Origin of the sequence: Nocardia otitidiscaviarum NBRC 14405 (assembly GCF_000308635.1) — a bacterium.
GTDB classification, from domain to species: Bacteria; Actinomycetota; Actinomycetes; order Mycobacteriales; family Mycobacteriaceae; genus Nocardia; species Nocardia otitidiscaviarum.
Map to the genome: position 1 here is coordinate 130088 of NZ_BAGD01000026.1, position 18381 is coordinate 148468.

At 68.0% G+C, this 18381-nt stretch carries 18 protein-coding genes; 8 read left to right on the top strand and 10 right to left on the bottom strand.

Annotated features, from left to right (window positions below; genetic code table 11):
* Nucleotides 1–270 precede the first annotated feature (270 nt).
* The 3 genes from ON31_RS03150 to zapE all read right to left on the bottom strand — a co-directional run bounded on the left by ON31_RS03150 (nt 271) and on the right by zapE (nt 3935).
* Complete coding sequence (locus ON31_RS03150; RefSeq protein ID WP_218007283.1) at nt 271–1632, bottom strand: UDP-glucose dehydrogenase family protein; 1362 nt, start codon at nt 1630–1632, stop codon at nt 271–273.
* 2 nt (nt 1633–1634) lie between these two features.
* Nucleotides 1635–2837 carry a glycosyltransferase family 4 protein gene (locus ON31_RS03155; protein WP_081592182.1) on the bottom strand — a complete coding sequence of 401 codons (1203 nt, stop codon included), beginning with the start codon at nt 2835–2837 and terminating at the stop codon, nt 1635–1637.
* 150 nt (nt 2838–2987) lie between these two features.
* Nucleotides 2988–3935, bottom strand: a complete 948-nt coding sequence (gene zapE, locus ON31_RS03160) for a cell division protein ZapE (RefSeq protein ID WP_039809023.1) — start codon at nt 3933–3935, stop codon at nt 2988–2990.
* A gap of 127 nt (nt 3936–4062) precedes the next feature.
* On the opposite strand from zapE, the gene ON31_RS03165 reads away from it, so the two are divergent.
* A complete protein-coding gene (locus ON31_RS03165) occupies nt 4063–4479 on the top strand; it encodes a PIN domain-containing protein (protein WP_039809025.1) in 417 nt (138 codons plus the stop codon).
* Nucleotides 4480–4544: 65 nt separating this feature from the next.
* Here ON31_RS03165 and chsH3 read toward each other — a convergent pair whose 3' ends face one another.
* On the bottom strand, nt 4545–5405 hold the full coding sequence (gene chsH3, locus ON31_RS03170) for an enoyl-CoA hydratase ChsH3 (protein WP_039809026.1): 861 nt from the start codon (nt 5403–5405) through the stop codon (nt 4545–4547).
* A 470-nt stretch (nt 5406–5875) separates the two neighbouring features.
* Nucleotides 5876–7597, bottom strand: a complete 1722-nt coding sequence (kstD, locus tag ON31_RS03175) for a 3-oxosteroid 1-dehydrogenase (protein WP_039809028.1) — start codon at nt 7595–7597, stop codon at nt 5876–5878.
* A 143-nt stretch (nt 7598–7740) separates the two neighbouring features.
* Between kstD and ON31_RS03180 the strand changes: the two genes are divergently transcribed.
* Genes ON31_RS03180 through dmpG form a run of 3 tightly spaced genes read left to right on the top strand, consistent with a single transcriptional unit; the run spans nt 7741 to nt 10539 of the window.
* A complete protein-coding gene (locus ON31_RS03180) occupies nt 7741–8526 on the top strand; it encodes a 2-keto-4-pentenoate hydratase (RefSeq protein WP_039809030.1) in 786 nt (261 codons plus the stop codon).
* Between the two features lie 42 nt (nt 8527–8568).
* Nucleotides 8569–9477 carry an acetaldehyde dehydrogenase (acetylating) gene (locus ON31_RS03185; protein ID WP_039809032.1) on the top strand — a complete coding sequence of 303 codons (909 nt, stop codon included), beginning with the start codon at nt 8569–8571 and terminating at the stop codon, nt 9475–9477.
* 12 nt (nt 9478–9489) lie between these two features.
* Nucleotides 9490–10539, top strand: a complete 1050-nt coding sequence (dmpG, locus tag ON31_RS03190; RefSeq protein WP_039809034.1) for a 4-hydroxy-2-oxovalerate aldolase — start codon at nt 9490–9492, stop codon at nt 10537–10539.
* 56 nt (nt 10540–10595) lie between these two features.
* On the opposite strand, the gene ON31_RS03195 is transcribed toward dmpG, so the two are convergent.
* Nucleotides 10596–10877 carry a DUF433 domain-containing protein gene (locus ON31_RS03195; protein WP_039809035.1) on the bottom strand — a complete coding sequence of 94 codons (282 nt, stop codon included), beginning with the start codon at nt 10875–10877 and terminating at the stop codon, nt 10596–10598.
* Between the two features lie 197 nt (nt 10878–11074).
* On the opposite strand from ON31_RS03195, the gene ON31_RS03200 reads away from it, so the two are divergent.
* Together ON31_RS03200 and ON31_RS03205 are read left to right on the top strand one after the other, a co-directional pair.
* Nucleotides 11075–12001: an NADP-dependent oxidoreductase gene (locus ON31_RS03200; protein ID WP_039809037.1), complete on the top strand. Its 927-nt coding sequence runs from the start codon at nt 11075–11077 to the stop codon at nt 11999–12001.
* An 80-nt stretch (nt 12002–12081) separates the two neighbouring features.
* Complete coding sequence (locus ON31_RS03205) at nt 12082–13014, top strand: AraC family transcriptional regulator (RefSeq protein WP_039809039.1); 933 nt, start codon at nt 12082–12084, stop codon at nt 13012–13014.
* A 73-nt stretch (nt 13015–13087) separates the two neighbouring features.
* On the opposite strand, the gene hsaB is transcribed toward ON31_RS03205, so the two are convergent.
* The 4 genes from hsaB to hsaA are packed head-to-tail and all read right to left on the bottom strand — an operon-like array spanning nt 13088 to nt 16640.
* Nucleotides 13088–13672, bottom strand: coding sequence for a 3-hydroxy-9,10-secoandrosta-1,3,5(10)-triene-9,17-dione monooxygenase reductase subunit (gene hsaB / locus ON31_RS03210; protein WP_039809157.1), 585 nt, complete (start codon nt 13670–13672; stop codon nt 13088–13090).
* Between the two features lie 14 nt (nt 13673–13686).
* Nucleotides 13687–14586 carry an iron-dependent extradiol dioxygenase HsaC gene (hsaC, locus tag ON31_RS03215; protein ID WP_039809041.1) on the bottom strand — a complete coding sequence of 300 codons (900 nt, stop codon included), beginning with the start codon at nt 14584–14586 and terminating at the stop codon, nt 13687–13689.
* A gap of 2 nt (nt 14587–14588) precedes the next feature.
* Nucleotides 14589–15467 (bottom strand): 4,5:9,10-diseco-3-hydroxy-5,9,17-trioxoandrosta-1(10),2-diene-4-oate hydrolase, encoded by an 879-nt coding sequence (gene hsaD / locus ON31_RS03220; RefSeq protein ID WP_039809042.1) that lies wholly within the window; start codon nt 15465–15467, stop codon nt 14589–14591.
* 3 nt (nt 15468–15470) lie between these two features.
* Nucleotides 15471–16640, bottom strand: coding sequence for a 3-hydroxy-9,10-secoandrosta-1,3,5(10)-triene-9,17-dione monooxygenase oxygenase subunit (hsaA, locus tag ON31_RS03225; protein ID WP_039809044.1), 1170 nt, complete (start codon nt 16638–16640; stop codon nt 15471–15473).
* Between the two features lie 196 nt (nt 16641–16836).
* On the opposite strand from hsaA, the gene ON31_RS03230 reads away from it, so the two are divergent.
* Together ON31_RS03230 and ON31_RS03235 are read left to right on the top strand one after the other, a co-directional pair.
* Nucleotides 16837–18045 carry a 3-ketosteroid-9-alpha-monooxygenase, oxygenase component gene (locus ON31_RS03230; protein WP_039809046.1) on the top strand — a complete coding sequence of 403 codons (1209 nt, stop codon included), beginning with the start codon at nt 16837–16839 and terminating at the stop codon, nt 18043–18045.
* On the top strand, nt 18045–18374 hold the full coding sequence (locus ON31_RS03235; RefSeq protein WP_039809048.1) for a hypothetical protein: 330 nt from the start codon (nt 18045–18047) through the stop codon (nt 18372–18374). The genes ON31_RS03230 and ON31_RS03235 overlap by 1 nt, the downstream gene beginning before the upstream one ends.
* Nucleotides 18375–18381: the final 7 nt, after the last annotated feature.

Consider the following 18381-nt stretch of genomic DNA (forward strand, 5'->3'; position numbering starts at 1 on the left):
CCCCGGTCACGAGCACCCCCAGCCAACCTGAGTCCTGCACAAAACAGGGTCATAGTTACATGCCAAGCGGTTCGTCGGGCGGGAAATGGCGAACACGGATTACCCGCGATCACCGCATAGGTCACCGGCTTTCGGGAAGTACCCAGATCACCGCGGATTCGCTTGTGAACTCGCACAACACCTGTGGGATCCGCAGCGCCGATCTGAAACGGGTTATCTCGAAGTTCGAATAGTCCGCGGACCCGTCGATGCCGACGTCACCAAACCCGCTCAGGCCGATTCCAGCAGCGGATCGACACGCCCGGCATCCGCCCGCCGCGCCACCAGCCGACCCAGCGCCCGGAAATCCCAGCCCGCGCTCAGCCAGGGTTCGGGATCCAGGGTGTTGCGGGCGTCGATGAGCACCCGGCGGCGCGCCACCGAACTCAGCAGCGCCGGATCGAGTTCGCGGAATTCGCGCCATTCGGTCAGATGCAGCACCACATCCGCGCCGAGTACCGCGGCGGTCGCGTTCGGCGCGTACCGCAGCTGGGGGGCGATCCGGCTGGCGGACCGGTTGGCCTCCGGGTCGTAGACGGTGACCTCGATTCCGGCGTGGTGCAGCCGCACGGCCACATCCAGAGCCGGGGAATCGCGCACATCGTCGGAGAGCGGTTTGAACGCCGCGCCCAGCACGGCCACCCGGCCGGTGGGCCGCTCGTCGGCCAGTATCTCCAGGGTCTCTCGCACCACGCGCTCGCGGCGGCGCAGATTGATGGCGTCGACACTGTCTAGGAAGCGCACCGACTCCGGCACGCCCAATTCACCGGCGCGGGCGATGAGCGCGCGCACATCCTTGGGCAGACAGCCGCCGCCGTATCCCAGCCCCGCACCCAGGAATTTGCGGCCGATGCGGTCGTCGTGGCCGAGCGCGTCGGCCAGCAGGTTCACATCCGCACCGGTGATCTCGCACAGTTCCGCCATCGCGTTGATGAACGAGATCTTCGTGGCGAGAAAGGCATTGGCCGACACCTTGACCAGCTCCGCGGTCGGCAGATTGGTGACCACCACCGGCGCGCCCTCGGCGATGGCGGCGGCGTACACCTGCCGCAGCGCCCATTCCGCGTCCGGCGTGGTGACGCCGAAGACCAGGCGATTCGGGTGCAGGGTGTCGTACACGGCGTGGCCCTCGCGCAGGAATTCCGGATTCCAGGCCAGTTCCACGGCGATGCCGCGCGGTGCGAGTTCGTCGATGCGGGCGGCGAGGGCCTCGGCGGTGCCCACCGGGACGGTGGACTTGCCGACGATCAGGCAGTTGCGGGTCAGATGCGGCACCAGCCCCTCGATCGCCGTGTACAGCTGCGTGAGGTCCGCCGCGCCCGTGGGGCTTTCCGGGGTTCCGACGCACAGGAAATGCACGTCGGCGAAGCTCGCGGCCTCGGCCAGCGAGGTGCCGAAGCTCAGGCGGCCCTGGTCGACGTGCTTGCTCAGCAATTCCGGTAGGCCGGGCTCGTGGAAGGGCACCCGCCCCGCCGCCAGCGCGGCCGCCTTGGCGGCATTGTTGTCGACGCCCAGCACGTCGAATCCGAGTTCGGCCATGCCCGCGGCATGGGTCGCGCCGAGATATCCCGTGCCGATGACGGATATGCGCAACATCAGCAGGCCTCCTTGGTGAGCCGCTCGTCGCCACGACGCTCGGCGATGACCTCGCGGTAGTAGCTGACGAGCAGGTGGTTGACCGCCGCCCAGGAGCGGTTCCGCACACTCTGCTGGGCGGCGGCGGCGGTCCGGTGGCGCAGCGCGGGATCGTTCACGAGCTGCTCGACGAAGCCGACTATGGCGTCGGCATCGCCTGGGGGATAGAGGAATCCGGTGCCGGGCTCGACCACGTCGACGGGTCCCCCCGCGGCCGGTGCGACCACGGGCACGCCGGAGGCGAGGGCTTCCTGCGCTGCCTGGCAATAGGTTTCGTGACGGCCGGTGTGCACGAAGACGTCGAGGGAGGCGTACGCGGCGGCCAGCTCCTCGCCGTGCAGGACGCCGAGGAAGGTGGCGTGCGGCAGCAGTTTTCGCAGCCGCGCCTCCTCCGGCCCGCCGCCCACCACGACCAGTCGCGTATTCGGCAGCCGCCGCAGGTGCGCGAGCAGTTCCAGTTCCTTCTCGGGAGCGAGGCGGCCGATATAGCCGACCAGGGCTTCGCCATTGGGGGCCAGGCGTTCTCGCAGTTCCCGGGAGCGGCGCGCCGGGTCGAACTGCTCCAGGTCCACCCCGCGCGGCCAATGCGCCAGGCCGGGCACGCCCATGAGCTCGAGCTGCCGCAGGCTCGCGGTGGACGGGGCCAGGGTGCGGTCCACCCGCAGATGGATGCGGCGGGTCAGCTCGGTCATGGCGCGCACGCCGCCGGGCAGGTCGTAGCGCTGCGCGAAGCCCACCAGATCGGTCTGGTAGATGGCGACCGAGGGCACATCCCGTTCGGCGGCGACCACGGCGGCCTGGTAGCCGAGGGTGGCCGGGGAGGCGATATGCACCACGTCGGGCTGGAAGGAGTCCATGATGCGGCGCAGGCGGCGGCGCGTCTCCAGCCCGATCCGGAAGTCGCGGTAGAACGGCAGCCGCGCGCCGCGGGCCACGTGCACCGGGAATCCGGCGTAACTCCGCGGACCGGTGGGGGCGAGCAGTTCGGCCTGGTGGCCCTCGGCGGCGAGATGGTCGAGTACCCGGCGCACCGAGTTGGTGACGCCGTTGACCTGCGGCAGGAAGGATTCGGCGACGACCAGCACCCGCAGTCGGTCTTCGCGCTGGTCGGCAAGGGGCAGAGGCTCGGAGATCGACTCCCGGGCCTTGTTCAGGATTCGCATCGGGTCCCCTCCGGTCGGTGCTGCCTCCTGCAAGCACCGTAAGAAGCCGCCCGCAACGTCAGCCCCCGTGTGCGCTAACGGGACATGAACCCCGAACGTCGGTCCGGTCGGTGAGTTCACTCGGCCGTCAGACCCGCTTCGCGTACATGATCAATGCTGGTCGCGACCGTGAAATCGAAGGGTGCCGAGCCGGCTCAGCGCCCGCCCGAGATCCGCCACCCCGGCCACGTCCCGCCCCAGCTCGCTCCGGACGACCCGCGCGTACACCCACAGCTCCAGGTCTGCGTCGTAGAGCACATCGACCAGATGCACGAACCGCATGACCCATTCCGGATCGACCGCACCGAGCGCGGGCACCTCGCAGACCGCCCAACGGTGAAATCTCCCGGTGAGTTCCAGGAAGTCCGCCGCCGACACCGGGATTCCGCACAGCTGCGCGAAATCGACGGTCAACGCCCCGGATTCGGCCCGCCGCGCGCGCACCATGCGGTGACCGATCGGCACCGCCACGTCACCGCGCACGCCGCAATCGCCGACGATGTACGCCCCACCCGCGAAGCCCCCGCCGGTCCCGCCCGCCGTGCGATAGTCCCGGGGACCGTCCACCGACACTACGTCGAGATGCTCGCGAATCCGCTCGATGGTCGGCACGAACAGGTGGTGGAACAGCGGATTGGGCAGCAGCCGCTCCGGCGGATAGTTCGAGGTCACCACCAACGTGATGCGCCGCGAGAACAACGTTTCGAGCAGCCGCGCGACCAGGGTGGCATCACCCGGATCATGTACGTGGAACTCGTCGAAGCACACCAGTTCGGCACCGTCCAACAGCGCGTCCACCGCCCCGCCGATGGAACCGGTCTCGTGCACGGCCCGATGCAGCCGGGCGAAGAATCCGTGGAAATGAAAGCGCCGCTTGCGATCCGACCGCACCTGCGCGAAGAACCGATCCATGAGCATGGTCTTCCCCCGCCCCGGTCGCCCGTGCAGATACACCCCGCGCACCCGCCGCCACCGCCGCCCGAGCCGCCCGTCGACCTCCGCCAGCCGCTGCGCCGCTACCGCCTGATCCGCGTCCAAGGCCACCGCGTCGACGCTCATCCCGCCCTCCTCGCCTCTACATCCGTCGAGGTCCCTCTACAGGTGTAGAGGCGAGCGATAAGGCCCGCCAGGGAAGGTGATCATGTCCACACCGCCGGACCGCCATCCGGATGGCCCTCGGTGACGAATGCGACTGCATCTGATCGACACCTCGGCAGCCGCCCGGGTCCGGCACGATGCCGTGCGAAAGGTGATCTCCGGACTCATCGTGGACCGGGCCGCCGCAACGTGCGCGACGGTCGATCTGGAGGCTGGGTTCTCCGGCCGGAATCTGGCGGAGGTTCAGAAGGTCGCGCATGCGCGCCGCGCCGGTTACATCAACCTGCCGATCAACGAGTCCATCGCGGACCGTGCGCGTGAGGTACAGCTGTTGATGGCCCGGCACGGGCTGCATCGTGCAGCCGGGGTCATCGATCTACTGACGGCCGCCGTGGCCGAATTCCACGGTGCGGTACTCGTGCACTACGACTCCGACTTCGAGCACATCGCCGCCGTCACCCGGCAGCCGCACGTGTGGGTGGCACCTCCGGGGAGCATCGACTGAGACCGCGCGAGGGGAACTGATGGCGGCATCGGTCGAGTAGTCACCGCCACCAGTCCCCTCGGCGATTACGCGAGGGTGAGGACCACGTCGTTGAGGACGGGGGCGTCGTCGCGCTCCACGACGGTGGCGGTGATGTGGAGGTCGTTGTCGGTGCGCCAGATTCGGGTGCGGATGGTTTCGCCGGGGTAGAGGACGCCGGCGAAGCGGGCGCGGAAGCCCTTGACGCGGGTGGCGTCTCGGTCCAGGACGGTGTCGGTGGCGGTTTTGAGGACCAGGCCGTAGGTGCACAGGCCGTGCAGGATGGGGTTGGGGAAGCCGGCGTTGCGGGCGAATTCGGGGTCGGAGTGCAGGGGGTTGCGGTCGCCGCACATGCGGTAGAGCAGGGCCTGCTGCGGGAGGGTGGGGGTGAGGACGTCGAAATCGGGTGCGCGGTCGGGCAGTTCGGTCTTGGAGGAGGGGCCGCGTTCGCCGCCGAAACCGCCCTCGCCCTTGGCGAAGATGGAGGAGCGCGCGGTCCACAGGGGTTCACCGTCGGAGCCGGTGACGGTGTCCTCGCGCCACACCACCGCGGCGGAGCCCTTGTCCCAGATATCGGTGACGCGGCCGACGGTGGTGGCCTTGCCGGAGGCGGGAATCGGGCGGTGCACCACGATCTCCTGACTGCCGTGCACCACCTTCGCCAGATCGATGTCGATACCGGTGAACCGCACCCTGGGCGGCTCGGTCTCGTGGAAGGTGGGCGCGACGGTGGCGAAGGACGGCAGCACCTGCGGCTCCCGGTCGTCGAGATACCGCAGCTCCGCCGCATCGGTCCACCGCGCGCCCGCCCCCAGCGCCAGGTGGTAGTGCTGCACATCGCTGGGCGACCAGGCGAACTCCCGCCCGGGGATCTCCGCGCCGAGCGCGCTGGTCAGGTCGATGGGCATGTGGTCTCCTCGTGAATCTCGGTGGGGCGGCGCTCCCAGGGCACCGCCGCGTCGCTATCGGGGCTGTGGCCGCGTGGACGAACCCATGCGGCTTCGATCCTCTTGCCGCTTCTGCATCGGCGCAACCCCTGTGCTCGCTCGTCGGGACGGTCCGAGCGGCCGCGTCGGGACCGGTCGACCGGCGTCGCGTCGGGGTTGCCGCGTTCCTCGCGTTGTTCAGATATCAAGTCCCGCAAGAGGATTGCCGTTCTTTCGGGTGCGCGCTACCGTGGCCGTTCGGGGTCCACTTCGGGGGGCGGTCGCCCGTCGGGCCGGTATGCCCCCGGCGGGCGACCGCCGTGTATTCGGATGTATCGCGTATTCGGTTGTACCGCCCGTGGTGTGCAGGGCACCGGTGGGCGGGGGTGGGTTGGGCGCGCTCGCTGTGACCCGGACGCGCCCAACCCGATCCTGAACCGGGTTGGGACGGTTCAGGACGCTTCGGCGGCGGCCTCACCCTGCTTCGCCTTGGCGGCGATATCGAGGACGGCCAGGTAGGCGAAGGTGATGGCCGGGCCGATGGTCGCGCCGGGCCCGGCGTAGGTGTGGCCCATGGCGGGGGTCGCGGTGTTGCCGGAGGCGTAGAGGCCCTCGATCACGGTGCCGTCCTCGCGCAGCACGCGTCCGGCGGTGTCGGCGACGAGTCCGCCCTTGGTGCCGAGGTCGCCGGGCACCATCTTGGCCGCGTAGAACGGCCCCTGCGCCAGTGCCGCCAGGCACGGGTTCGGCTTCACGGTGGGGTCACCGTAGTACCGGTCGTAGTGGCTCTTGCCGCGCCCGAAGTCCTCGTCCACCCCGGTGTCGGCGAACGAGTTGAACCGTTCCACGGTGGCGGTCAGATTCGCCGCGGGCACCCCGATCCTGGCGGCCAGTTCCGCGAGGGTGTCGGCCTTGACGATGTTGTCGTTTTCCATCCAGCGGGACGGAATCCGCTGACCAGGCTGCAATCCGGCGAAGATGTAGCGGTTGCGGTAGCGCTGGTCGAAGACCAGCCAGGCGGGAATGTTCTCGCCCGGACCGTCACCCTGCCCGTATTCGCCGCCGTACATGGTGTGCACGGCCTCGACGTAAGGAGCGGACTCATTTCCGAATCGCTTGCCGTCGGCGTTGACCATGATGGTGCCGGGCAGATTCCGTTCGGCCAGTGCGAACCACGGCTTGCCGCCCTTGAAGATGGTCGGCCCCCACCAGGCGTCCTCCATGAAGTCCACCGCGCCCCCGGCCTCCATCCCGGCGATGATGCCGTCGCCGGTGTTGGCCGCCGCGCCGGTGGTCCATTCGGTGCCGATGGGCTGGCGCTGGTACTTGGTGCGCATCTCGGCGTTGTGCTCGAAGCCGCCGCTGCCCAGCACCACGCCGTAGCGGGCGCGGAAGACGACGGGCTTGCCGTCGCGCAGCGCCTCCACGCCGACGACCCGGCCGTCCTCCACGACGAGCTTGGTCATCGGGGTCTCGAGCAGCACCGGCACGTTCGCGTCCATGAGCCCCTTGCGCATGGCGGCGATGATCGCCTGCCCCATGCCGAGGATGTGCTTGCCGGTCCATTTGGCGAGATAGGTGCGCGCGCCGACCCGCATGGCGCGCATGATGCCCTTGGGGTGGCGGCGGATGAGGTTCAGCCGCACGAAGTCGGCCTGCATGACCACGACATTGAGCGGAGCCTTGGCGTAGGGCGGCTCCAGTTTGAAGCGCTCCTCGCCGAGGATCTTGGCATTGAACGGCGCGGGTTCGCAGGAGCGGCCCTCGCCTCGGCCGCCGGGTGCCTCCGGGTAGTAGTCGGAGTAGCCGGGCACCCACTTCATCTTCAGCGGGGTGTGGTCGAGCACGAAGTCGAAGGCTTCCGCGCCGCGGTCGATGTAGGTGTCGATCCGGTCCGCGGGCACCACGTCGCCGATGATGCTGTGCAGGTAGGTGCGGGCTTCCTCGCGGTCGTCGGGCCGTCCGGCGGCTTTCAGCGCCTTGTTGCCGGGAATCCACACGCCTCCACCCGAGCGCGCGGTGGATCCGCCGTAGTGGGGTGCCTTCTCGATGAGCACCGCACGCAGCCCGTGGTGGGCGGCGGTGAGCGCGGCGGTCATTCCGGCGGCTCCGCTGCCGACCACCACCACGTCGTAGCTGTGCTCGCTACTAACCGGATCGTTCATGTAGAACACGTTATAGAATCAAACCAGGTTTGGTCTATCTTGGTCTGGCAGCTGGGACTCTCGGGGCGAAACCCCGATACGAAACTCGTTTCAGTTCCTATGCTCGGTACGGCCCGGGTCAACGGCCTGACCCTCGATGGAAGGAAACAAGCGTGCTGTCCGACGCGGTACGGAAGGAACTGGCAGAAGAGCTCGCGGTCGCCGAACGGGATCGAGTGCCGCTCGATCCGCTGGTGGCGCGGTATGCGGACATCGACGTCGTCGACGCGTACGAGATCCAGCTCATCAATATCCGGCAGCGGGTCGGCGGCGGCGCACGTGTGATCGGTCACAAGGTCGGGCTCTCCTCCAAGGCCATGCAGCAGATGATGGGCGTGGACGAACCCGACTACGGCCACCTGCTCGCGGAAATGGAAGTGTTCGAGGACATTCCGGTGGACACCTCGAAATACCTGTACCCGCGGGTGGAGGTCGAGGTGGGATTCGTGCTGGGCGCGGATCTGCCGGGCGAGGACTGCACCGAAGCCGACGTGCTGGCGGCGACCGTCGCCTACGCACCCGCCATCGAACTGATCGACACCCGCATCAAGGAGTGGAAGATCGGCCTGTGCGACACCATCGCCGACAACGCCTCCTCGGCGGGCTGGGTGCTGGGTCCGCAGCGGGTCGCCCCGGATCAGTTGGATATCAAGAAGATCGACGCCGTGCTCACCCGCAATGGTGAGGTGGTGGCGGAGGGACGCAGCGACGCCGTGCTCGGCGATCCGACCATCGCGGTGGCGTGGCTGGCGCGCAAGGTCGCCTCGTTCGGGGTGCGTTTGAAGAAGGGGGACATCGTGCTGCCCGGTTCCTGCACCCGCGCCATCGACGCCCGTCCGGGTGACGACTTCACCGCCGAGTTCGCCGGACTCGGTTCCGTCCGTCTGCGTTTCAGCTGAGAAGACGTTTCCGCTGAGAAGACACCGAGTAGGAGAACTGCCGTGACTGCGAACAAGGTCACCGCCGCGATCGTCGGATCCGGCAATATCAGCACCGATCTGCTGTACAAACTGCTGCGGTCGGAGAAGGTAGAGCCGCGCTGGATGATCGGCATCGACCCGGACTCCGAGGGCCTGAAGCGGGCACGCGGACTGGGCCTGGAGACCTCGGCCGAGGGCGCGGACTGGCTGCTCGCCCTGCCCGACAAGCCCGATCTGCTCTTCGAGGCCACCTCGGCCTACGTGCATCGCGCGTACGCACCGAAGTACGAGGCGGCCGGTATCCGCGCCATCGACCTCACCCCCGCCGCCGTCGGCCCGGCCGTGATTCCCCCGGTCAACCTGGATTCGCTGGTCGAGGCCCCGAACGTCAATATGATCACCTGCGGCGGGCAGGCCACCATTCCCATGGTGGCGGCCGTGTCCCGGGTGGTGCCGGTGGAGTACGCCGAGATCGTGGCGTCGGTGTCCTCGGTGTCGGCCGGTCCCGGCACCCGCGCCAATATCGACGAGTTCACCAAGACCACCTCCAAGGGTGTGGAGACCATCGGCGGGGCCAAGCGCGGCAAGGCCATCATCATCCTGAATCCGGCCGAACCGCCGATGATCATGCGCGACACCATTTTCTGCGCGATTCCCGAGGACGCCGACCGCGACGCCATCGCCGAATCCATCCGCGCCATGGAGAAGTCCATCCAGGAGTACGTGCCCGGCTACCGGCTGCTCAACGAACCGCAATTCGACGAGCCGTCGCTGGTTTCCGGTGGCATGGCGAAGGTTTCGATCTTCGTGGAGGTGGAGGGTGCGGGCGACTTCCTGCCGCCGTACGCGGGCAACCTCGACATCATGACCGCCGCCGCCACCCGGGTGGGCGAGGTCGTGGCCGATCAGATCCTCTCGGCTCGGGTGTAAGGAGATTTCATCATGGACAACGTGTTCAAGCCCTATTCGGGCGAACTCGATGTGCGCGTCACCGACACCTCGCTGCGGGACGGCTCACATCACAAGCGCCACCAGTTCACCGTCACCGAGGTGCGCGATATCGTTGCCGCCCTCGATGCCTCCGGGGTGCCGGTCATCGAGGTCACGCACGGCGACGGCCTGGGCGGTTCCTCGTTCAACTACGGGTTCTCCAAAACCCCGGAGCAGGAACTGATCAAGGCCGCTGCGGAGACCGCCAAGCGCGCCAAGATCGCCTTCCTCATGCTGCCGGGCGTCGGCGTCAAGGAAGACATCAAGATCTCGCAGGACAACGGCGCGAGCATCTGCCGCATCGCCACCCACTGCACCGAGGCCGACGTGTCGATCCAACACTTCGGGCTGGCACGGGAACTCGGGCTGGAGACCGTCGGCTTCCTCATGATGGCGCACAGCACCACCCCGGAGATGCTGGCCAAACAGGGCCGCATCATGGCCGACGCGGGCTGCCAGTGCGTATACGTGGTGGACTCCGCCGGCGCGCTGGTGCTGGAGCAGGTCACCGACCGGGTGGCGGCGCTGGTCGCCGAACTCGGTGACGACGCGCAGGTCGGCTTCCACGGTCACGAGAACCTGGGCCTGGCCGTGGCGAACTCGGTGTACGCGGTGCGCGCGGGCGCCACCCAGATCGACGGTTCCGCACGGCGTTTCGGTGCGGGCGCGGGCAATCTGCCCGTCGAGGCGTTCATCGGCGTCTGCGACAAGCTCGGCATCAAGACCGGCGTCGACTTCTTCGCCGTCACCGATGCGGCCGAGGATGTGGTCCGCCCGGCCATGCCCGCGGAATGCCTGCTCGACCGTCAGGCGCTCATGATGGGGTACGCGGGCGTCTACTCGTCGTTCCTGCGGCATGCGGAGCGGCAGGCCGAGCGGTACGGCGTCTCCGCCGCGGAGATGCTGGTGCGTGCGGGTCAGCGCAAGCTGGTCGGCGGTCAGGAGGATCAGCTCATCGACATCGCCCTGGAGTTGCAGCGGGAGCGTTCGGCCAGCGCCTGAACCCGAGCCTCCCCGCCGACGGGAAGGCGGCGACGCCGCTCACCCGCGCCGGATGACTACCCTGAGACTGCCGCTGAGCTCGGAGGGACAACTGAACTCGGGGGCATGCCGGGCCGCGACCCACAGGTCGCGGCCCGGTTCTCTGCACCGGCCGCGTACCGCCACACCGCGAGTAGATCCTCGCGCTCGAGCATGGGACTGTCGGCAAGGATCTCCTCGACGCTCACACCCGCCCCGAGGAGATCCGCCAGCAGCGCCACCGGATACCGCAGCCCCCGGACCGTGGGCAGCCCCCGGCAGATGTCGGGATCGGATGTGATGCGCTCCATGTCGGCCATGGCCTCGAACGCTACGCGCGAACAGTAACCCTTCTCTGAGGCCGCGATGTCCGGGGCCTATGGTCTCGGCTACCGTCCGGTCCGTCTCTGCTGAAAGACTGTGAGACCAAATTTCGAGATTCTGAGCCATACATCGTCTTCATGATCATTCGTAGTGTTGCCGTATCGGATCGAACGGAACAACAGTGGGAGTGACAATGCGAGCGGTGATTCAGAAGTCGGTCGGCGGGCCCGAGGTGCTCGAGGTCGCGGAGATCGAACGGCCGGAACTGCTGTCGGGTGAAGTGCTGGTGCGGGTGCACGCCAGCTCGGTGAACCCGGTCGACGTGGCGGTGCGGGCGGGCGCCATCCCGCTGCTGGGCGAGCCGCCCTTCGGCGTCGGCTGGGATATCTCCGGCGTGGTCGAGGCCGTCGCCCCGGGTGCGCGGTACGCGGTCGGGGAGGAGGTCTACGGCATGCCGTTCTTCCCGCGCGCCGCCACCGGCTACGCGGAATACGTGGCCACGCCCTCGCGTCAGGTGGCGCGTAAGCCCAAGTCCCTCAGCCACGTCGAGGCCGCCGCCCTGCCGCTGGCCGCGCTCACCGCCTGGCAGGGCCTGGTCGACAGGGCCGGGATCACGGCGGGCGACCGGGTGCTGATCCACCGGGCGGCCGGTGGTGTCGGCCATCTGGCCGTACAGATCGCCAAGGCCCGCGGGGCGCACGTGATCGCACTGGCCAGCGCCGCCAAACACGACTTCGTGCGGGAACTGGGCGCGGACGAGGTGATCGACTACCGCACCACCGACTACGCCGAGGTGCTGCGCGACCTCGACGTGGTCCTCGACTCCAATGCCGACGGTGAGCGCTCGCTGCGGGTGCTGAAGCCGGGCGGCGTGCTGGTGAGCATCATGGAGCACTTCAACCCCGAGCGCGCGGCGCAGGTGGAGGCCGCGGGCCGCCGCTTCGCCGGAGTCTCGGTCGAACCCGACTACGCCGCGTTGGAGGCCATCGCGGAACTGGTGGACGCGGGCAAGATCCGCCCGCACGTCTCGCGCACGCTCCCGCTCGAGGAGGCGGCCACCGCCCACGAGCTGGTGGGGTCCGGGCAGACTGTGGGCAAGGTCGTGCTGGCGGTGAACTGACCGCCGCGGATCGCGCGCGGCCCGCCACCCTTGGCGGTGGCCGGACCGTGCGCGCGGTCGTCGCGGGAAGGAGTGAGTGGATGGACGTGCTCAGTGAGGCATTGGCGTCGATGCGGACGGGTGCGCCCAACTCGGTGCGCACCGATGGGCGCGCGCCGTGGGCGATGCGGTTGCCGGAGGTGCTGGGCGCGGGATTTCACGTGGTGCTGCACGGGACGTGCTGGATCGTTCCCTCGGCCGAGTCGTCCGAGGCGGTGGCGCTCGGGCCCGGCGATGTGATCTTCCTGCGCGACGGCGCGGGACACATCCTCGCCGACCATCCCGACACTCCCGCCGAAGAACCTCGGCCGGAACAATATTCGGGACGGCCGCCGGTGGGCGCGGTGTCCATCGGCGGGGACGGCCCGCTCACCAGCCTGCTGTGCGGCAACTACCACCTGGACGGGTCGCGGCGGCATCCGCTGCTGCGGCAGTTGCCGGAGTTCATCCACCTGCCCGCCCGGCACGGGCACCATCCGGAGTTGACCGCCGCCGTGCAGCTGCTCGGCGCGGAGCTGGACAATCCACGTATCGGCTCGCACGGCATCGTGCCCGCGCTCATCGATTCCCTGCTGCTGTACATCCTGCGGGCCTGGATCGAAGACCAGCCCGCTTCGGAATCGGTGGGCTGGGCCGCCGCGCTGCGTGACCCGGCGGTCGCCCCCGCCCTGGCCGCCATCCACGCCGACCCGGGGGCCGCCTGGACGGTGCAATCCCTGGCCGACCGCGCGGGCCTTTCCCGCGCCGCCTTCGCCAAACGCTTCGCCACCATGGTCGGCGAACCGCCGCTCGCCTACCTCACCCGCTGGCGGCTCACCACCGCCGCCCGGCTGCTGCGCGAAGACGACATCCCGGTCGGCCAGATCGCCGCCCGCACCGGGTACACCTCCGAATTCGCCTTCGGGAAGGCGTTCAAGCGCGAATACGGCCTGCCGCCGGGGCAGTACCGCCGCCAGATCCGGGTTGCCGCCTGACGGAACGACAACCGGCCCCCGCGAACAGGGTTCGCGGGGGCCGGTCGACGTCAGCGTATTGCTTCGAACCCTCCTACAACCAGGTGTCCAACGTGGTGGTGGTGAGGAAGTGCTCCAAATCGGCGCGCCATGGCGCGGGCTTGGTCTTCTCCGGCTCGATGGCCGTGTACTGCCCCCGGTAGAACAACAGCGGCCTGCCGGAAGCCGTGGCTTCCGACAGGGCCAGGACCCGTCCGATCACGATGAAGTGATCGCCGCCGTCGCGCACATCGGCCACCGTGCACTGGATCGTGGCCAATGCGCCGTCCAGCACCGGGAGGTCCAGATCCGAGGTGTGCCACAGGGTTCCGGCGAACTTGTCGGGTTCGCGGGAACCGAAGCGGGCGCACACCTCCTGCTGGTCCTCGGCGAGGATGCTCACGCTGAACCGCCCGTTGCGTTCGATGGCCGCCCAGGAGCGTGAGCCCTTGGTGGGACAGAACAGCACCAGCGGCGGTTCCAGGGACAGGGCGGCGAAGGACTGACAGGCGAACCCGATCGGCGTCTTCACTCCCTCGACCTCGTCGAAGGTGGTGATGATCGTGATGCCGGTGCAGAACTGCCCCAGCACATTCCGGAACCCGCGTCCGTCGATCTCCGGGTACTCCTCGGTCGTCATCTCCGCCCCGTCGCTCACTTGAATCCCACGCTGAAGTCGTGACCCCACAGGCTGACCGCCGTCGACTCCCGCGCGATCCACGACTCGTCTTCGACTTCCAAACCCTCACAGCCGAATTCGATATCGAACCCGCCGGGCGTCTTCATATAGAACGACAGCATCTTGTCGTTGATGTGCCGCCCCAGCGTGGCCGACATCTTCACCTTCTTGCGCAGGGCGCGGTCCAGGCAGAGCCCGACATCGTCGGAATTCTCCACCTCCACCATGAGGTGCACGATACCGGTGGGGTTGGGCAGCGGCAGGAAGGCCAGCGAGTGATGGCGCGGATTGCAGCCGTAGAACCGCAGCCAGGCCGGATCGCCGTCGGCGGGCCGCCCCACCATCTGCGGCGGCAGCCGCATGGAGTCGCGCAGCCGGAAGCCCAGCACATCCTGGTAGAACGCCTGTGCGGCGGCGTCGTCGGTGCAGGTGAGCACCACGTGCCCGAGCCCCTGCTCGGCGGTGACGAACTTGTGCCCGTACGGGCTCACGAACCGCCGCGCCAGGTACTGCGCCCCGTGGAACGCCTCCAGCACATTGCCGGAGGGGTCCTCGAAGCGGATCATGTTCTCCACCCGCCGATCCGCGAGCTCCTCCTTGGTGGCCTCCTTGAACGCCACCCCGTGCTCGGACAGCCGCTCCCGCAGCGCTTGCAGCGCCGGGGCGTCCACCACCTCCCAGCCGGAGACCAGCAGCCGGTCCTTGTCGCCGGGGACGATCACCAGCCGCGCCGGGAAGTCGTCCATCCGCAGGTAGAGGGCATCCGGATCGGGGCCGGGAGCCTCCATCATGCCGAGTACCTTGAGCCCGTAGTCGCGCCAGGCCGCCATATCGGTGGCCTCGATGCGCATATATCCGAGCGCTCGAATTCCCATGCTCACTTCTCCTTGACACCGAGCAGGAAGTCGGTTGCCAGCCGGTTGAATTCGTGGAACTTCTCCAGCTGGGCCCAGTGGCCGCAACCGCCGAACACGTGCAGCTGCACCCGCGGGATCATCTTCAGCGCCACCAGCGCGCCGTCGATCGGGTTCACGCGATCCTCACGACCCCAGATCATCAGCACCGGTTGCCGCAGCTTGTAGGCGTCGCGCCAGATCATGCCCTTGGCGAAATCCGCTCCGGCGAAGGACTTTCCCATGGCGCGGGTGGCGGCCAGCGCCTCGGGCGCGGAGGCGGAGGCGAAGCGTTCCTCGATGAGTTCCGGCGTGATGAGCGACTGGTCGAACACCATGATCCGCAGGAACGCCTCCAGGTTCTCCTTGGTGGGCTCGACATTGAACTTGGACAGCAGCTTCACGCCCTCGGTGGGGTCCGGCGCGAACAGGTTGGTGCTCAGTCCACCCGGACCCATGAGCACCAGCTTGCCCGCCCGGTCCGGGAAGTCCAGCGCGAACCGGGTGGCCGTGCCGCCGCCGAGCGAATTGCCCAGCAGGTGCACGCGTTCGGTGATCTCCAGGGTGTCCAGCAGATCCTTCAGCGCGGTGGAGCTGTGCACGAAGTACTGCGGGTGGTCCACCGGCTTGTCGGAGCGTCCGAAGCCGGGCTGGTCCACGGCGAGGACGTGAAAGTCCTTGGCCAGCACCGGAATGTTCTTGGCGAAGTTGGACCACGAGCTCGCGCCCGGACCGCCGCCGTGCAGCAGCACGATGGTGGGGCCGTTGCCGACGCCCGCCTCGTGGTAGTGCAGCTTCAGGTCCGGCCGCACCTGCGCGTAGCGCGAGGTGGATTCGAAGGTGATCTCTCCCACTGCGGTCATCGGCTACACCATCGTATCCGCGATCGGGAGCCCGAAGGCGTGGGTGCCGTACATGACGTAGGCGCGCTCGGGATCATTGGCGGCGTGCACGCGTCCGGCGTGCGCGTCGCGCCAGAACCGCTGCAGCGGAGTGCCGTTCGCCAGTGCGGTGGCACCGGACGCCTCGAACAGTTTGTCGATCGAGGAGATGGCGCGACCGGTGGCGCGGACCTGGTCGCGGCGGGCGCGAGCCCGCAGGTCGAAGGGGACTTCGCGACCCTCGACGAGGTAGGCGTACTCATCGGCCACATTGCCCGACAGCTGCCGCCACGCCGCGTCGATATCGCTGGCGGCCTCGGCGATGCGCACCTTGCCGAACGGATCGTCCTTGGCGTTCTCGCCCGCGTAGGCCGCGCGCACCCGCTTGCCCTGATGTTCCACGTGCGCCTCCAGCGCGCCGTAGGCCATGCCGACGATCGGGGTGGAGATGGTGGTGGGATGGATGGTGCCCCACGGCATCTTGTACACCGGATCGGTATTCTGCTCCAGGCCAGGAGATTTCAGATCGCTCATGGCACGGAAACTGAGGAAGCGGTGCTTGGGTACGAACACGTTCTCGACCACGACCGTGTTGGATCCGGTACCGCGCAGGCCGACCACATTCCACACGTCGTCGATGCGGTATTCGGTGCGGGGGATGAGGAACGAGCCGAAATCGACCGGCTTGCCGTTCTTGATCACCGGTCCGCCCACGACCACCCAGTCGGCGTGATCGGAGCCGGAGGACCAGGCCCACGATCCCTTCACGGTGTAGCCGCTGCCGTCCTCGGTCACCACGCCCGCACCCATGGGCGCGTACGACGAGGAGATGCGGACGTCGGTGTCCTCGCCCCAGACCTCTTCCTGCGCCCGCTGGTCGAACAGGGCCAGGTGCCAGTTGTGCACGCCGATGATGCCCGCCACCCAGCCGGTGGATCCGCAGGCGCTCGCGATCTTGCGCACGGTGTCGTAGAAGACGACCGGGTCGGCGGCGTGCCCGCCCCACTGGCGCGGTTGCAGCAGCTTGAAGAACCCGGTCTCCTGCAGATCCTTGACGGACTCCTCGGGCAGGCGGCGCAGGTCCTCCGCCTCCTGTGCGCGGTCGCGCAACGTGGGCAGCAGCGCCTCGACCCGCTCCACTACTTCTTGCGTCATCTCGCCAGTTGCTCCTGCCTGGTAGATCGGGAACGTATTCGTCTGGGTTCGAGACTAGAACACGTTCCTATTCCGTGTCGAGAACACGGCGACTCCCGTGGTCGAATGAGGCTCTCGCCTGCTCATCGATCTCTGGCTGGCGCATAACCCTGACTATTTTGTAACGTGTTCTAGTACTTCCAGAGGAGGATGGACGATGGCAACAACCCCCCAGGGGCCCCGCGGAAAGGTCCGTGAGATCGACGTGGGCAGCATGCCCACCCGGTATGCCCGGGGCTGGCATTGCCTGGGCCTGGCCGACACCTTCCGCGACGGAAAGCCGCACTCGGTCAACGTCTTCGGAACCAAACTGGTGATCTTCGCCGACAGCAGCGGCGAACTGCAGGTACTGGACGCGTACTGCCGCCACCTGGGCGGCGACCTGTCGATGGGCGAGATCAAGGGCGACGAGGTCGCCTGCCCCTTCCACGACTGGCGCTGGGGCGGCGACGGCAAATGCAAGGCGATCCCCTACGCGCGCCGCGTGCCACCGCTGGCCCGCACCCGCGCCTGGACCGCGCTCGAGCGCAACGGGCAACTGTTCGTCTGGCACGACCACGAGGGCAACCCGCCGCCGGACGAGGTGACCATTCCCTACATCGACGGCGCGTTCATCGACGCCGAGGGCAATCCGCTGGAGCGGATGAGCGACGCCTGGACCCCGTGGACCTGGCACACCATGCTGATCGAGGGCTCCAACTGCCGCGAGATCATCGACAACGTCGTGGATATGGCGCACTTCTTCTATATCCACTACGCCTTCCCGACCTTCTTCAAGAACGTCTTCGAGGGCCACATCGCCACCCAGTACCTGAAGACCAAGGGCCGCCCCGACATCGGCTCCGCGGCCGAGGCCGGTGTGGACGTGCTGCTGGAGTCGGAGGCGTCGTACTTCGGACCGTCGTACATGATCAACCCGCTGAAGAACATCTACAGCGGCTTCGAGGTCAACTCGGTTCTCATCAACTGCCACTACCCGGTCACGCAGAACTCCTTCGTACTCCAGTGGGGCGTCACCCTGGAGAAGCCGAAGGGGCTGCCCGACGAGCAGGCCCAGAGCTTCGCCGAGAAGATGACCGACGGGATCAGCGAGGGCTTCCTGCAGGACGTCGAGATCTGGAAGCACAAGTCCAAGATCGACAACCCGCTGCTGACCGAGGAGGACGGCCCGGTCTACCAGCTGCGCCGCTGGTACGACCAGTTCTACGTGGACGTGGCCGATGTCGACCCGCGCTCGACGCAGCGCTTCGAATTCGAGGTCGACACGTCCAAGGCCAACGAGGCATGGGAACTGGAGGTCGCCGAGAACCTGCGCAAGAAGCGGGAGGCCGAGGCGGCCGCAACCACGCAGGAGGCGAACGTCTGATGACCAACTGGGCGAAGGCACCCGATTTCGCGGACAGTCCGGAGCGGCAGGCACTGGTGCGCGCCCAGACGGTCGAGGACAAGAAGCACTACATGGAGGCGGGCTTCACCCCGCTCGCCTGCCAGTCCTGCGGGACCGAGGTACTGGTGCGCAAGCACAGCACCCACCAGAAGACGGTGCAGTGGACGGTCGACCCGGCCGCGCACTGCCCGGTCTTTCGCCGCATGGCCGAAGCCGGGCCGATCTTCGGCAAGCCCGACTCCTGCCCCAAGCTGGAGAAGACCATCGAGCACGCCGTGGCCGAGGGGATGCTCGAGATCGATTCCTGACGTATTC

Bases quoted from the DNA above. Each gene is read 5' to 3' on its own strand.
- ON31_RS03155 (WP_081592182.1), bottom strand. From the start codon at position 2,837: ATGCGAATCCTGAACAAGGCCCGGGAGTCGATCTCCGAGCCTCTGCCC.
- zapE (WP_039809023.1), bottom strand. From the start codon at position 3,935: ATGAGCGTCGACGCGGTGGCCTTGGACGCGGATCAGGCGGTAGCGGCG.
- ON31_RS03165 (WP_039809025.1), top strand. From the start codon at position 4,063: ATGCGACTGCATCTGATCGACACCTCGGCAGCCGCCCGGGTCCGGCAC.
- chsH3 (WP_039809026.1), bottom strand. From the start codon at position 5,405: ATGCCCATCGACCTGACCAGCGCGCTCGGCGCGGAGATCCCCGGGCGG.
- dmpG (WP_039809034.1), top strand. From the start codon at position 9,490: ATGGACAACGTGTTCAAGCCCTATTCGGGCGAACTCGATGTGCGCGTC.
- ON31_RS03195 (WP_039809035.1), bottom strand. From the start codon at position 10,877: ATGGCCGACATGGAGCGCATCACATCCGATCCCGACATCTGCCGGGGG.
- ON31_RS03200 (WP_039809037.1), top strand. From the start codon at position 11,075: ATGCGAGCGGTGATTCAGAAGTCGGTCGGCGGGCCCGAGGTGCTCGAG.
- ON31_RS03205 (WP_039809039.1), top strand. From the start codon at position 12,082: ATGGACGTGCTCAGTGAGGCATTGGCGTCGATGCGGACGGGTGCGCCC.
- hsaB (WP_039809157.1), bottom strand. From the start codon at position 13,672: ATGACGACCGAGGAGTACCCGGAGATCGACGGACGCGGGTTCCGGAAT.
- hsaC (WP_039809041.1), bottom strand. From the start codon at position 14,586: ATGGGAATTCGAGCGCTCGGATATATGCGCATCGAGGCCACCGATATG.
- hsaD (WP_039809042.1), bottom strand. From the start codon at position 15,467: ATGACCGCAGTGGGAGAGATCACCTTCGAATCCACCTCGCGCTACGCG.
- hsaA (WP_039809044.1), bottom strand. From the start codon at position 16,640: ATGACGCAAGAAGTAGTGGAGCGGGTCGAGGCGCTGCTGCCCACGTTG.
- ON31_RS03230 (WP_039809046.1), top strand. From the start codon at position 16,837: ATGGCAACAACCCCCCAGGGGCCCCGCGGAAAGGTCCGTGAGATCGAC.
- ON31_RS03235 (WP_039809048.1), top strand. From the start codon at position 18,045: ATGACCAACTGGGCGAAGGCACCCGATTTCGCGGACAGTCCGGAGCGG.